Origin of the sequence: Streptomyces sp. NPDC059957 (assembly GCF_042730015.1) — a bacterium.
In the GTDB taxonomy this organism is placed as follows: Bacteria; Actinomycetota; Actinomycetes; order Streptomycetales; family Streptomycetaceae; genus Streptomyces.
This window is the reverse complement of the sequence record NZ_JBHWMB010000068.1, coordinates 1-12,679: the sequence shown is the minus strand read 5'-3', so window position 1 is coordinate 12,679 and position 12,679 is coordinate 1. Positions and strand designations below refer to the sequence as shown.

Sequence of the window (12,679 nt, the reverse complement as noted above, 5' to 3'; positions counted from 1 at the left end):
CAGACCGGAGAACCCATGCGCCACCCCGCCCGCCTCGGCATCGCCCTGACCATCGCCCTCGCCACCGCGGCCTGCTCCGCACCCGCCGCCAACGACTCCAAAGCCGAAGCCGCCCCCGCCTCCTCCCTCACCAGCTGCGGCCGCCAGGCGACCTTCGCCGCGCCGCCGAAGCGGGCCGTCGCCCTGGACCAGACCTCGACCGAGACCCTGCTCGAACTCGGGCTCCAGGACTCGATGGCGGGCACCGCCAACCTCAAGACGAAGATCCCCGCCCCGTACCAGGCCGCGTACGCCAAGATCCCCGTCATCGCCCCGAAGATCGCGACCGGCGAGCAACTGCGCGCAGCGACACCCGACTTCGTCGTCGGCGGCTCCACGGACCTCTTCACCAAGGACCGGGCCGGCACCCGCGAGGAGCTGGACGCCCTCAAGGTCCCGACCTTCGTCAGCGCCGTGGACTGCCCCGAGCAGAACCCGGCCGGCCGGACCCCCTTCGAGCTGCTCTTCTCCGACTACCAGAACCTCGGCAAGGTCTTCGGCGCCGAGGAGCGGGCCGCCAAGCTCGCCGCCGACCAGCGCACCGCCGTCGCCAAGGCCGGGGAGAACGCCGCCAAGGTCCCCGGAGGCGCCGAACAGCCCACCGTGGTCTACCTCTACTCCGTCTTCAACGGCATGCCGTACGTGGCCGGCAAGACCGGCCTGCCCAGCGAGATGAGCCGGATCGTCGGCGCGAAGAACGCCTTCGACGACGTGAACGAGGACTGGCCGGAGGTCTCCTGGGAGGAAGTCGCCAAGCGCAACCCCGACTTCATCGTGATCGGCGACCTGTCCGAGCGCGGCCGGCCCGGCGACAGCGCCGCCGAGAAGCGCGCCACCATGACCGGACACCCGGTCGTCTCCAAGCTCGCCGCGGTCCGCGACGGCAAGATCCTCGAAGTGCCCGGCATCGAACTGGACCCCTCCGTGCGCTCCGTACACGCCCTGGGACTGCTCGCGGCCGGCATGAAGGACCTCGGGTATGTCCGCTGACGCAGAGGCCATCAGCCCGGTCGCCCTGACCGGGCCGGGGCCGGCGCCTCCCCGGTCCGCCGTGGCCGGGGCGGGCCTCTTCCTCCTCGCCGCCGCCGTCCTGGCGGTCTCGGTGGCGGCGGCCGTGCGGATCGGCGCCGCCGACGTGGGCTGGACCGGCCTCGCCCGCGTCTTCGGCTCCCGACTCGGCCTGGACGTCGCGCCGTTGCCGCCGCTGCTGGACTCGCTCGTCTGGGACCTGCGGCTGCCGCGCGTGCTGATGGCCGCCCTCGTCGGCGCCTCGCTCGCCGTGTGCGGCGCGGTGCTCCAGGCGGTCACCCGCAACGCCCTCGCCGACCCCTACCTGCTCGGCGTCTCCTCGGGCGCCTCCGCGGGAGCCGTCACCGTGGTCGTCCTCGGCATCGGCGCGAACACCCTCGGCGTCACCGGCGGAGCGCTCGCCGGCGCACTGCTCTCCTTCGGGCTGCTCCTGCTGCTCCTGCGCCGCACCGGGCTGGACTCGGTCCGCATCGTCCTGACCGGCGTGGTCATCGGGCAGCTCTTCACCGCGCTGACCTCGCTCGTCCTGATGGCCTCCGCGGACGCCGACACCACGCGGGCCGTCACCCACTGGCTCCTGGGCTCGATGGCACCCGCCCGCTGGGACACCGTCGCGGTCTGCGCGGTCGTCACCCCGCTGGGGCTGGCGGCGGCCTGGCTCTGCTCGAATGCCCTCGACGGGCTCGCCTTCGGCACCGACACCGCCGCCTCCCTCGGGATCGACGTACGGCACACGCGGATGCTGCTGCTCGTGGTCACCGCCGTGCTGACCGCGGTGGCGGTGGCCACGGTCGGCGCCATCGGCTTCGTCGGGCTGATCGTCCCCCACGGGGTCCGGTTCCTCGTCGGGCCGCTGCACCGGGTGCTGCTGCCGTACACGGCACTGGCGGGCGCGGTGTTCCTGGTGTGGACGGACGCGCTGGCCAGAGTCGCCTTCGGACCGCGCGAGGTTCCCGTCGGCGTGATCACCGCACTGCTCGGCGTACCGATCTTCCTCCTGGTCCTGCGCAAGCGGGGTGAGCTGTGAGTGCTGCGAGTGCTGTAAGTGCTGTGAGTGCTGTGAGAGCTGTGAGGATCACCGCCGAGGCCGTGAGCTGGTCGATCGCGGGCACCCCCGTCGTACGGGACGTCAGCGCCGACATCGGCGCCGGCGAGACCGTCGGGCTGCTCGGCCCCAACGGCTCGGGCAAGTCCTCGCTGCTGCGCTGCCTGGCCGGACTGCGCGCTCCCGACACGGGCGCGGTCCGGTACGACGGGGAGTCCGTACGCGGCTGGAGTGCGCGCAGGATCGCCCGGCAGGTGGCCTTCGTCGCACAGGACGCGGGCGCGGACAGCGATCTGGCGGTCGCGGACATCGTCGGCCTGGGACGGACCCCGTTCCGCGACCGCTGGCGCGGGCCGGACGCCGCCGACCGGGCCGTGGTCGCCGCCGCGCTGGAACGCGTAGGACTCACCGCCCTCGCCGGCCGCCCCTGGACGTCGCTGTCGGGCGGGGAACGGCAACGCACGCACATCGCCCGCGCGTTGGCCCAGCAGCCGTCCGCCCTCCTGCTCGACGAGCCCACCAACCACCTCGATGTGAAACACCAGCTCGAACTGATGGAGCTGCTGTCCGGCACCGGCCAGACCGTCCTGGTCGCGCTGCACGACCTGTCCCTCGCCGCCCGGTACTGCGACCGGCTGCTGCTCCTGCACCACGGCCGCCTGATCGCCTCCGGCCCGCCCGCCGCCGTCCTGACGGCCGAGCGTCTCGCCGAGGTCTTCGAGGTGGACGCCGAACTCACCACCGACGCCCTCGGACACCCGCAGGTCGGCTACCGCGGACCGCTCGGCAAATCGCGCACCACGGCCCCGACACCCCAACCCGCTCTGTGAAGAGGAACCCCATGACCCTGACCACCTCAACCACCTCCGCGACCTCCGCCCCCTCCGTCGACGCGCTCATCGGGGCCGTACTGGCCGGCGAGCACGGCCCGCTCCCCTCCTCGCTCGTCGCGACCAGCGTGTTCTGGATCCACCACGGCACCCGCCTGGCCGGCGGCGACACCACCTACCTCAACCAGTACGTCCTGGTCCGCCTCGGCGGCTCCTTCGGCGGCTGCGCCTTCGAGGCCGGCGAGATCGACCCGTCGATCTGCCGCGATTCCTCCGGCACCCCGCTCGACGTCCTCCTGCGCGAGGCCCCGCGCCCGCTGCGCATCGCCGCCCTCGACGCCTACCTCTCCGAGACACTCCCCCACCGCGCGGCGGCCGAGCAGGGCGCCGCCGAGCCCGTCACCCTTCCCACCGGTACCCCGGAGATCCGCGCCAGGGCCCGCGACGCGGCCATCGCCGGACTGCTGGACATCGAGGAGGGCGCCGAAGTCGGACTCATCGGCGTCGTCAACCCGCTGGTGGCGGCGATCCGCGAGCGCGGCGGCCGGCCGCTGCCGTGCGACCTCAACCTCAGGGCCACCCAGTGGGGCGACCCGGTCAGCGCCGACATGCACGAGGTGCTGGAGCGCGCGCAGGCCGTCGTCGCCACCGGAATGACCCTGAGCAACGGCACCTTCGACACCATCCTGGAGCGCTGCCGGACCCGGGGCATCCCGCTGGTCGTCTACGCGCAGACCGGCAGCGCCGTCGCCCGCGCCTTCCTCGGCTCCGGGGTGACCGCCCTGTCGGCGGAGCCGTTCCCCTTCTCCCAGTTCAGCGCCGAGGAGACGGTCCTGTACCGCTACCGGACGGCGGGCGGCGCGTGACTCCCGGCGCTCCCCGCGCCGGCACCGGGCAGGCACCCTGCCACCACGGCGAGATCCTCCAGGGCGTCTTCCTCGACGACGCCGGGCGCCGGTGCGCCGGACTGGTCACCCTCCCCATGGCGGGCCCCGGCAGCAGCGCCGCGTTCATCCGCCGCCCCGGCGCGGCGCCCGGGGCCCGCAACGTCACCGGCTCCGTCTCCGTCACACCCGCCGACCGCACGAAGGCGGCGCGGGCCGCCGCCCTCACCGTCGCCGAGTGCGCACGGCGGACCGGTCAGCCGCCCTGCGGCGGGGAGTTGCGGCTCACCGGCGAGATACCCGTCGGCCTGGGCATGGGCAGCTCCAGCAGCGACGTCATCGCAGCCGTGCGCGCGGTCGCGGACTCGTACGGGCTGCGTCTGGACCCCCCGACGGTCGCCGCACTGGCCGTACGCGCCGAACTGGCCTCCGATCCGCTGATGCTGGGCGGCCGCCCCGTGCTGTTCGCCCAGCGGGAGGGCCGGGTCCTGGAGGTCCTCGGCCCGGCCCTGCCGCCGCTGGTCGTGGTGGGCTGCGCCCTCGGCGGGGGCGCGCCCGTCGACACCCTGTCCCTGCCGGTGGCCGACGTGGAAGACGGCGACGTACGGGCCTACGAGCGGCTGCGCGCGCTGCTGCGCCGGGCCGTGGCCACCGGCAGCGCGGAACTGCTCGGCGCGGTCGCCACCGCCAGCGCACGGCGCGGCCAACGGGTGCTCGGACACCCGGAGTTCGACGTGCTGACCGCCCTCGCCCGCCGGGCCGGGGCGGTCGGCGTGCAGATCGCGCACAGCGGCGCGGTGGCGGGCGTGCTCTTCGATCCGGCCGCCCCCGGGCTGCGCCACCGCGTCCGCGGCTGCCTGCGCGCCCTGGACGCCCACGGCATCCCCGCCACCCGCACCTTCACGACCTTCGCCGGCACCACAGCCGCCCTCCCCAAGGAGATCCGTCACCATGGACCAGCACCGCATGGACCAGCACATCGCGGAGTCGATCGGCCGACCGGACCTGATACGCCTCGACGACCGGCTCGTCTGCCTGCGCTTTGAAACGATGAAGGTGGTCTCCGCCCTCGCGGCGGTGCGCCACCTCCTCGACACCGGAGCGGTGCGCCGCGGGGACACCCTGCTGGACAGCTCCAGCGGCATCTACGCGTACGCCCTGGCCCTGACCTGTCACCGGTACGGCCTGCGCTGCCACATCGTCGGCTCGGCCACCGTGGACCACACGCTGCGGACCCAACTGGCCGTCCTCGGGGCGACACTGGAGCAGATGGAGCCGTGCAGCGACCTGAAGCTCGACCAGAAGCGGCGCGTCGAGCGGATCCACGAGATCCTCGCCGCCCACCCCGAGTACCACTGGATGCGCCAGTACCACGACGACGTCCACTACCTCGGCTACCGCGCGATCGCCGACCGGATCCGCGAGGCCACCGGCACGGCGGACGGGCTCACCTTCGTGGGCGGCGTCGGCTCGGGCGCGTCCACCGGCGCCCTCACCCGTTACCTCCGCGAGGACGCCGCCGGCACGGTGGACGTCGAACTCGTCGGCGTCCAGCCGTACGGCAGCGTGACCTTCGGCTCCGAACACGTCACCGACCCCGAGATGATCATCGCCGGGATCGGCAGCTCCATTCCCTTCGGGAACGTCTCGCACGAGCTGTACGACACCCTGCACTGGGTCTCCTTCGACGCGGCCCTCGCCGGCAGCGTCGACCTGCTGCGCCGGCACGCGGTCTTCGCCGGCCTGTCGACCGGTGCCGGCTATCTCGCGGCGCGCCACGAACGCGAGCGCTCACCCCACCGCACGGTCCTCTTCATCGCCCCCGACACCGGCCACCGCTACGTCGACACCGTCTACGCGAGGCACCGCGAGGCCGCCCCGATCGCGGACCTCGCCCCGCGCGAGGTGACCGACCGGAGCGAGCTGGCCCTGCCGTGGTCCCGGATGCGCTGGAACCGCGCCGCCGCGTGAGCGCCGCGGCCCTCGCGCCCGCCGTGGTCAGAGGCCGTTGGTGAACAGCAGTCGGTTCGGGGAGGACTTGCTGACGCTGTTCAGGACGTCCTTCGTGGACTCGTCGTCCAGGTATGCGGCGATGTCCTGCGGCGTCGCGGCCGGGTTCGCCTGCTTGTAGAGGACGGCCACACCGGTGACGTGCGGTGCGGCCATGGACGTGCCGTTCAGGGCCACGCTGCCGCCGCCCAGCTTCGCGGAGACGACCGCCTCTCCGGGCGCGTACAGGCTCACGCAACTGCCCCAGTTGGAGAAGCTGGTCTCCTCGTCCCACTGGTTGCTCGCCGCGACCGTGACCACCTTCCCCGCCGACGCGGGCGAGACGCCGCAGGCGTCCTTCGCGGAGTTGCCCGCCGCGATGACCGGCAGGACGCCCGCGTCCGTCACGGCGTCCGCCGCGTCGTTCAGGACCGTGGACTTGTCCCCGCCCAGGGAGCCGTTGAGGACGGCGGGCTGCTTGGCGTTCTTGGCCACCCAGTCCAGGCCCGCGATGATCCCGGAGAAGTCGCCCGTGCCCTCGCAGTTGAGGACCCGGACGCTGACCACGGAGGCCTTGCGCGCCACCCCGTACGTCTTGCCGGCGACCGTGCCCGCGACGTGCGTGCCGTGGCCGTTGCAGTCCAGGCCGTCGCGGCCGTCCTTGATCGCGTCGAAGCCGAAGGTGGCCCGGCCGCCGAACTCGTCGTGCTTGTAGTCGATGCCCGTGTCGAGGATGTACGCGGTCACCCCGGCGCCGTTGCCCTGGGTGGTGAAGGTGTTGTCCAGCGGCAGTTCCTTCTGGTCGATCCGGTCCAGGCCCCAGGAGGCGGACGGCCCGCGCAGGGCAGTGGCGCTCGTGGCCGTCGTCGGCACCCTCGACGGGGCCGAGACCTTCGCGTCCGTCTCCACCGACTTCACGCCCAGGCTGACGCGGGCGATGTCCAGCTGGAGCTTGGTCATGGGGACGGCGAAGCCGTTCATGGCCTTGGTGTAGAGGAACTTCGGCTTGAGGCTCAGCCGCTCCGCCACCTTGGCCGGGTCGTAGCCCGGCTCCAGCGTCACGATGTACTGGCCGGGGATGGCGTTGGCCGAGACGGTCAGCGGCACCGGGGTGGGCTCGGGCGCGGCGTCCGCGGACGCGGAACCGACTGCCACGGGGGTGACGGCGAGCAGGGCGGCGGTGGCGGCGCGGGCGAGCAGGCGCATGGACATCGAAGGAACTCCCGAAGGGTGGAGGGGCATGCGGAAGCCGCCTCCGTTCGGCGGGAACACCGATGCGGAACCCGTCCCGGAGTGCGACCCTCCCCTTCATCGGCGGGCCGGCCGCGGCCCTTGACCGGACCGGACCGGCCGTCCGGCCGCGCCGCGGGCCCGCGCCGCCCGCCGCGGGCTGATTCTCGTACCGACTGAAGAAAGGATTCCGTCCGCTGTTCTCCCGGCCCTCCCGGCCTGCGCGGCCGGCCTCGCGCCGGTGCGGAGCGGGCCGACAGGTTCACCCGTACGGAAGGCACCGCGCGCGCATCCGGGGAGGGGCGCATTCGCGGTCCTCGCGGTTCACCCCCGCCCGCGACCGCCGCGCCGCCCGGGGTCGTTGACCGGGCCGGCCGTACGTGGTGGCCTCGCCGTCATGCGTACCCGTACGAGTTGGACCCTGCCGACGACCCTCGCCGCCCTCGCCCTGGCCGCCTCGGCCGCCCTGCCCGCGCACGCCGCCACCCTCGCTCCCACCACCGGCCCAGCGGCTCCCGCGTCCCGTACCGCCCCGGCCGAGTGGCCGACGTACATCGTCACCGTGCACCGCGGCCTGGACCCGGCCGCCGTCGCGGACGCCTACGGGATCACCCCGGTCCACGTCTACCGCCACGCCCTGAACGGCTTCAGCGCCCGCCTCTCCCCCGACCAGGTCGACTCCCTGCGGTCGACGGCGGTCGTGAAGTCGGTCGAGCCGGACGGCCCGGTCGCCGTCGCCGGCCCGGCGTTCTAGCGGTCCTGCCCCTGCTCAGTGCGGAAAGCTCCCCGTGTCCAGCGCCACCGCGAAGGGCTCGGGGAGCCGCAACTCGTCGCCGAAGGCGACCCGGACGGCGTGCTTGTAGGCGCCGTTCTCCGGTTCCGTGAACAGGGTGGCCGTGGGGCCGTGCTCGTCGAAGCGGTCGATGAGGAGGTATACCGGGACGGGGGCGTGGGCGTAGGCCCAGAGCTTCTTCTTCCGGTCGTCCTCGGCGTTGCCCTTGGAGGTGATCTCCACGACGAGCAGCGCCTCGGCGGCGTCGACGGGGTCGGAGACCTCGGGTTCCACGTCATCGACCAGGGCGGCTGGGACGACCACGAGGTCCGGCACGTAGAGCCTGTCCGGGGCGGCGATGTGGATGCCGAGCCACTGGTAGACACCCCACTCGGGTGGCAGGACCCCGTACAGGGCGCGCTGCACCGTGGCCGCGACGGCGTGGTGGTGGCGGTGGGGCGGCGGCACCAGGGTGATCAGGCCGCCGTCGATCTCGGCCCGCCAGCCCTTCGGCACGTCCAGGTCGCACCAGGTCCGCAGCAGGTACTCCCACGGGTGACCGTCGGCGTTGCGGCCGGGCTCGGGCGTGGCTGCGGTCATCGCGAATCCCCTCTGCTGTGGCATATGCCAGCGAGGGTAGGGCGGCCGCCGGCGGGTGGCGGGGACTTCCCCTACCCGTCCCACGATCGAGTGACATAGGCCCCCGCTACACCCGTTCCGGCGCCTGCGCCGACGGGACCGTCGTGCGGATCGGGTCCCAGCACTGGACGCCCCTCAGGTCCGGCATGCGGTCGCGGGTGAAGACCGGCTCCAGGCCCGCGCGGCGCTGGGCGAGGTAGTCGTCCAGGAGACGGAAGGCGATGGCGGACAGCGGGATGATCGCGGCGAGGTTGATCAGGGCCATGAGGCCCATGAACACGTCCGCCAGGTTCCAGACGACCGACACCGAGCCGAGCGAGCCCAGGACGACCGCCGACAGGACCAGCGCCCGGTATCCCGGCAGGACCCACCGCTTGCGGGTGATGAACTGGATGTTGGTCTCGCCGTAGTAGTAGTTCCCGATCATGCTGCTGAAGGCGAGCATGAAGACCACCACGGTGAGGAGGTGGCCGGCCCATCCGCCCAGCGTGTCGCTCAGCGCCGTCTGCGTCAGGTCGGCGCCCTGGCGGCCCGACAGCTCCGGGTTGGTGACGAGGACGATGAAGGCCGTCATCGTGCACACGAGGAGGGTGTCGAAGAAGACGCCCAGGGACTGTACGAGGCCCTGCTTGACCGGGTGGGAGACCTCGGCGGCGGCGCCCGCGTTCGGGGCCGAGCCCAGGCCCGCCTCGTTGGAGAACATGCCGCGCCGGATGCCCTGCTGGATGGCCGCGCCGATACCGCCGGCCGCCAGCTCGCGGAAGCCGAAGGCGCCGCCGACGATGTCCGCGATGACCCGGGGGAACTCGGTGATGTTGAGGAGGACCACCGCCGCGCCGAGGAGGAGGTAGACGATCGCCATGACCGGGACCAGGACGGTGGTGATGGACGAGATCCGCTTGACCCCGCCGAAGACGGCCAGCCCGAGCAGGGCGGCCAGCAGCACGCCGAGCGAGGGCCCGAACCAGTTCGAGCCGTCCGCGTCCGCGAGGGAGCCCGCGGCCACGGCGGTGATGGTGTTGGCCTGCACGGCGTTGAAGACGAAGCCGAAGGTGACGGTGATCGTCACCGCGAAGAGCACCCCGAGCCAGCGTTTACCGAGCGCCCGCTGCATGTAGTACGCGGGGCCGCCCCGGTAGGCGCCGCCGGCGTTGCGCACCTTGTAGAGCTGGGCGAGGGCCGATTCCACGAAGGCGGAGGCCGCGCCGATCAGCGCCATCATCCACATCCAGAAGACGGCGCCCGCACCGCCCAGGGTGATGGCGGCGGCGACACCGGCGATGTTGCCGGTACCGACGCGCGCGGCGGCGGAGATCGTGAAGGCGCCGAAGGACGAGACCTGCTTGCGGCCGTCGGCGCGCGGCGGGGTCTTCTCCTTCACCACCCGGAACATTTCGGGAAGCAGGCGCAGCTGCACACCCCGGGAGCGGACCGTGAAGTACAGGCCCGCACCGACCACCAGCGGAATCAGCAGGTAGGTCCAGAGGTGATCGTTGACGTTGACGATCACCGTATCCAGAGTGTCCATGATGCGAAGTCTCCCCGGGGCGGAAGGCCCACCGACAGGGACCTACGTCCGTCGCCGGGGGGTCCGAAGGCCCGCGCCGACCGCCCTTCGCCCCGTCCTCGCCCTTCGCCCCGTCCTCGCCGATCGGGGCGACCGGCCCGGCAGCGGGCTCACCCCCACAGCCCGTGCCGCCCAGCCCAGTCCCGTACCGCCGCCGCGACCAGCAGCGGGTGGTCCTCGGGGGTGTGGTGGCCGGCGGGCACGTCGTCGTGCCGGGCGAGTTCCAGGCCCGCGATGTTCGCCACGCACCAGTCGACCGTCTCCGGTCCCGTCATCGCGCCGGGCCCCTGGGCGAAGGTCAGCAGCAGCTTGGGCACGTCCGGGCTCGCCGCGAGCCACTCCCCGTACGCCGCCACGCGGGCCACCACCTCGGCGGGGTCCCCGCCCAGCGGCATCGACCGGGCCCACTGGAGGATCGGGCGCCGGCTCTCCCTCGTCGGGTAGGGCGCCCGGTACACCTCCAGGGCGCCCGGGCCGAAGGTTCCGGGCGGCGCCTGCTCGATGAAGGCGTTCTCGTCGAGCATCATCGCCTCCCCCACCCCGGGCGTCTTGATGGCCCGGAACAGCTCGCGGCCGCCCTCCGGGAACTCCTCCCAGCTCATCGGCTTGATGATGGTTTCGGTGAACGCGATCCCGCTCACCCGCCCCGGATGCCGGGCGGCCCGGTCGAAGGCGAGCGCGCCTCCCCAGTCGTGCCCGACGAGCACCGCCCGCTCCAGCCCGAGGGCGTCGAACCAGGCGTCGAGGTAGCGGGCCTGATCGGCGAAGGTGTAGCCGATGGCGGGCTTGCCCGAGTCCCCCATCCCGATCAGGTCCGGCGCGAGCAGCCGGGCCGGCCCGCCGACGGCGGGGATCACCTCCCGCCAGAGGTGCGAGGAGGTGGGGTTCCCGTGCAGGAAGACCACGGGTACGCCCGCGGGCTCACCGGCCTCCCGGTAGTGGATCGTCGAGTCGAGTACGGGCTGTACGGGCATGGGTACTGCTCCTCCGGAGAGAGACGGGGCGGCGGGGGGTTCGGGAAAACGGCCCGGTCAGCGGAAGGCCGCCACCGAGCGGTCCGACCAGGCGGCGAAGGAGCGCGGGGCCCGGCCGAGGATCCGCTCGACCGCCGGGCTGACGGCCCGTTCGGCGGCGACCGGCGAGCCCAGGATCGCCAGGGTGCCCTCCACCGCCGGCTCCGGCATGAAGGTCAGCATCTGCGCGCGGGCCTCCTCGGGGCTCTGCTCCACGAACCGCACCGGTTCCCCGATCGCCCCCGCGATGGCCTCGGCCCGCTCGCGCGGGGTGACCGGGGCCGGGCCGGTCAGGTCGTACGTGTTCCCCGCGTGCCCGGAGCCCCGCAGTACGGCCGCCGCGACCTCGGCCACGTCCGCCGGGTCGACCGTCGGCAGCCCGACGTCCCCGAAGGGCGCGGCGGCCGTGCGGTGCGTACGGATCGACTCGGCCCAGGCGAAGGCGTTGGAGTCGAGCCCGCCCGAGCGCAGGACCGTCCACTCCAGGCCCGACCGGCGGACGGCCTCCTCGAAGGCGGCCGGGTGCCCGTACTGCGCGGGCCGGGTCCCGACCCCCTGCGAGGACAGCAGCACGACCCTGCGCACGCCGGCCTCCGCGGCCGTTTCGAGGACCGCCCGCGGGTCCTCGCCCGCGACGAGCAGGAACAGGGCCCGGGCCCCGGCGAGGGCGGGCCGCAGGCTCTGCGGTTCGGCGAGGTCGGCCCGGTGGTGGCGGGCCCCCTCGGGCAGGGCGTCCTGCGGCGCCCGGCGGGAGACGGCCGTGACGCGCTCCCCCGCCGCCGCGAGGATCCGTACGAGCTCGCTGCCGACGTTTCCGGTCGCACCCGTGATGACGATCATGAGGGTCCCCCACTCGCGAGGTGAGTTAGTCGACTGACTTACTCCTGGGACGACCATAGCCCCGCCGGGCGGCGCCCGTCTACACTTAGTCAGGTGACTTACTCAGATGTGAAGCCCGAAGGCACGGGCACGGCCACGGCCACGGCCACGGGCAAGCGCGGGGGCAAGCGCGAGCGCCTCGCCTCGGCCGCGGCCCAGGTCCTGCACGAGCAGGGCATGGAGAAGACGACGATCGCCGACATCGCGCGCGCGGCCGACGTCCCGCTCGGCAACGTCTACTACTACTTCAAGACCAAGGACCAGCTGGTCGAAGCGGCCATCGACGCCCACGCGCAGCACCTGGCCGGGCTGATCTCCGCGCTGGACGCGCTCCCCACCCCGCAGGACCGGCTGAAGGCCCTCCTCGCCGGCTGGGTCGAACAGCGCGAGCTCACCGCCCGCTACGGCTGCCCCACCGGTTCGCTCGCCTCCGAGCTCGACAAGCGCGACGACGGCCTCGACCAGACCCTCGCCAAGGTCATGCGGGTGCTGCTCGACTGGGCCGAGCAGCAGTTCCTCGCCATGGGCCGCACCACGGACGCCCGTGAGCTCGCGGTCGCCCTGATCGCCTCGTACCAGGGCATCTCGCTGCTCACGAACACCTTCCGCGACCCGGAGATGATGGCCTCGGAAGGACGTCGCCTGGAGCGCTGGATCGACTCGCTGGCCGCCGCCTAGTGCTGTGGCCGGGAAGGTTTGCCGGGTCGCGGCGTCCGGTGCGGTGCATCGCAAGGCGGAGGGCCACGGCTCGTACCGGACGTAC

General features: G+C 73.1%; 13 protein-coding genes. 8 read left to right on the top strand and 5 right to left on the bottom strand.

Translation table 11 applies throughout. The features are described from left to right. The first annotated feature begins 15 nt into the window (after window positions 1–15). From ACFWBW_RS32805 to ACFWBW_RS32780, 6 genes are read left to right on the top strand one after another with little or no spacing between them, the layout of a single operon-like run. Window positions 16–1,029 (top strand): ABC transporter substrate-binding protein, encoded by a 1,014-nt coding sequence (locus tag ACFWBW_RS32805; protein ID WP_385380382.1) that lies wholly within the window; start codon window positions 16–18, stop codon window positions 1,027–1,029. After that, window positions 1,019–2,095, top strand: coding sequence for a FecCD family ABC transporter permease (locus tag ACFWBW_RS32800; RefSeq protein ID WP_385380379.1), 1,077 nt, complete (start codon window positions 1,019–1,021; stop codon window positions 2,093–2,095). The genes ACFWBW_RS32805 and ACFWBW_RS32800 overlap by 11 nt, the downstream gene beginning before the upstream one ends. Before the next feature lie 41 nt (window positions 2,096–2,136). After that, complete coding sequence (locus ACFWBW_RS32795; protein ID WP_385380376.1) at window positions 2,137–2,943, top strand: ABC transporter ATP-binding protein; 807 nt, start codon at window positions 2,137–2,139, stop codon at window positions 2,941–2,943. Between the two features lie 11 nt (window positions 2,944–2,954). Then, window positions 2,955–3,809, top strand: coding sequence for a Rossmann-like domain-containing protein (locus ACFWBW_RS32790; RefSeq protein ID WP_385380373.1), 855 nt, complete (start codon window positions 2,955–2,957; stop codon window positions 3,807–3,809). Continuing rightward, a complete protein-coding gene (locus tag ACFWBW_RS32785) occupies window positions 3,806–4,873 on the top strand; it encodes a GHMP kinase (RefSeq protein ID WP_385380370.1) in 1,068 nt (355 codons plus the stop codon). Before ACFWBW_RS32790 ends, ACFWBW_RS32785 begins: the two co-directional genes overlap by 4 nt. Next, a complete protein-coding gene (locus ACFWBW_RS32780) occupies window positions 4,794–5,798 on the top strand; it encodes a pyridoxal-phosphate dependent enzyme (RefSeq protein ID WP_385380476.1) in 1,005 nt (334 codons plus the stop codon). Before ACFWBW_RS32785 ends, ACFWBW_RS32780 begins: the two co-directional genes overlap by 80 nt. Before the next feature lie 27 nt (window positions 5,799–5,825). Here the strand turns inward: ACFWBW_RS32780 and ACFWBW_RS32775 are convergent, their stop codons facing one another. Further along, a complete protein-coding gene (locus ACFWBW_RS32775) occupies window positions 5,826–7,022 on the bottom strand; it encodes a S8 family serine peptidase (protein WP_385380473.1) in 1,197 nt (398 codons plus the stop codon). A gap of 421 nt (window positions 7,023–7,443) precedes the next feature. On the opposite strand from ACFWBW_RS32775, the gene ACFWBW_RS32770 reads away from it, so the two are divergent. Continuing rightward, the gene (locus ACFWBW_RS32770) at window positions 7,444–7,800 is read left to right on the top strand and encodes a protease inhibitor I9 family protein (protein WP_385380367.1); all 357 of its coding nucleotides are present in this window, start codon (window positions 7,444–7,446) and stop codon (window positions 7,798–7,800) included. Between the two features lie 15 nt (window positions 7,801–7,815). Here ACFWBW_RS32770 and ACFWBW_RS32765 read toward each other — a convergent pair whose 3' ends face one another. The 4 genes from ACFWBW_RS32765 to ACFWBW_RS32750 all read right to left on the bottom strand — a co-directional run bounded on the left by ACFWBW_RS32765 (window position 7,816) and on the right by ACFWBW_RS32750 (window position 11,877). Then, window positions 7,816–8,418, bottom strand: coding sequence for a Uma2 family endonuclease (locus tag ACFWBW_RS32765; protein ID WP_385380364.1), 603 nt, complete (start codon window positions 8,416–8,418; stop codon window positions 7,816–7,818). Between the two features lie 106 nt (window positions 8,419–8,524). Beyond that, window positions 8,525–9,985 (bottom strand): alanine/glycine:cation symporter family protein, encoded by a 1,461-nt coding sequence (locus ACFWBW_RS32760; RefSeq protein WP_385380361.1) that lies wholly within the window; start codon window positions 9,983–9,985, stop codon window positions 8,525–8,527. Between the two features lie 149 nt (window positions 9,986–10,134). Next, window positions 10,135–10,998: a haloalkane dehalogenase gene (locus ACFWBW_RS32755; protein ID WP_385380358.1), complete on the bottom strand. Its 864-nt coding sequence runs from the start codon at window positions 10,996–10,998 to the stop codon at window positions 10,135–10,137. A gap of 57 nt (window positions 10,999–11,055) precedes the next feature. Beyond that, window positions 11,056–11,877, bottom strand: coding sequence for an NAD(P)H-binding protein (locus ACFWBW_RS32750; protein ID WP_385380355.1), 822 nt, complete (start codon window positions 11,875–11,877; stop codon window positions 11,056–11,058). 93 nt (window positions 11,878–11,970) lie between these two features. On the opposite strand from ACFWBW_RS32750, the gene ACFWBW_RS32745 reads away from it, so the two are divergent. Beyond that, window positions 11,971–12,594 (top strand): TetR/AcrR family transcriptional regulator, encoded by a 624-nt coding sequence (locus ACFWBW_RS32745; RefSeq protein ID WP_385380352.1) that lies wholly within the window; start codon window positions 11,971–11,973, stop codon window positions 12,592–12,594. Window positions 12,595–12,679 lie beyond the last annotated feature (85 nt).

What these genes read in the sequence shown, in the direction of transcription:
- ACFWBW_RS32805 (WP_385380382.1), top strand. Translation starts at nt 16, where the DNA reads ATGCGCCACCCCGCCCGCCTCGGCATCGCCCTGACCATCGCCCTCGCC.
- ACFWBW_RS32800 (WP_385380379.1), top strand. Translation starts at nt 1,019, where the DNA reads ATGTCCGCTGACGCAGAGGCCATCAGCCCGGTCGCCCTGACCGGGCCG.
- ACFWBW_RS32790 (WP_385380373.1), top strand. Translation starts at nt 2,955, where the DNA reads ATGACCCTGACCACCTCAACCACCTCCGCGACCTCCGCCCCCTCCGTC.
- ACFWBW_RS32780 (WP_385380476.1), top strand. Translation starts at nt 4,794, where the DNA reads ATGGACCAGCACATCGCGGAGTCGATCGGCCGACCGGACCTGATACGC.
- ACFWBW_RS32775 (WP_385380473.1), bottom strand. Translation starts at nt 7,022, where the DNA reads ATGCGCCTGCTCGCCCGCGCCGCCACCGCCGCCCTGCTCGCCGTCACC.
- ACFWBW_RS32770 (WP_385380367.1), top strand. Translation starts at nt 7,444, where the DNA reads ATGCGTACCCGTACGAGTTGGACCCTGCCGACGACCCTCGCCGCCCTC.
- ACFWBW_RS32765 (WP_385380364.1), bottom strand. Translation starts at nt 8,418, where the DNA reads ATGACCGCAGCCACGCCCGAGCCCGGCCGCAACGCCGACGGTCACCCG.
- ACFWBW_RS32760 (WP_385380361.1), bottom strand. Translation starts at nt 9,985, where the DNA reads ATGGACACTCTGGATACGGTGATCGTCAACGTCAACGATCACCTCTGG.
- ACFWBW_RS32755 (WP_385380358.1), bottom strand. Translation starts at nt 10,998, where the DNA reads ATGCCCGTACAGCCCGTACTCGACTCGACGATCCACTACCGGGAGGCC.
- ACFWBW_RS32750 (WP_385380355.1), bottom strand. Translation starts at nt 11,877, where the DNA reads ATGATCGTCATCACGGGTGCGACCGGAAACGTCGGCAGCGAGCTCGTA.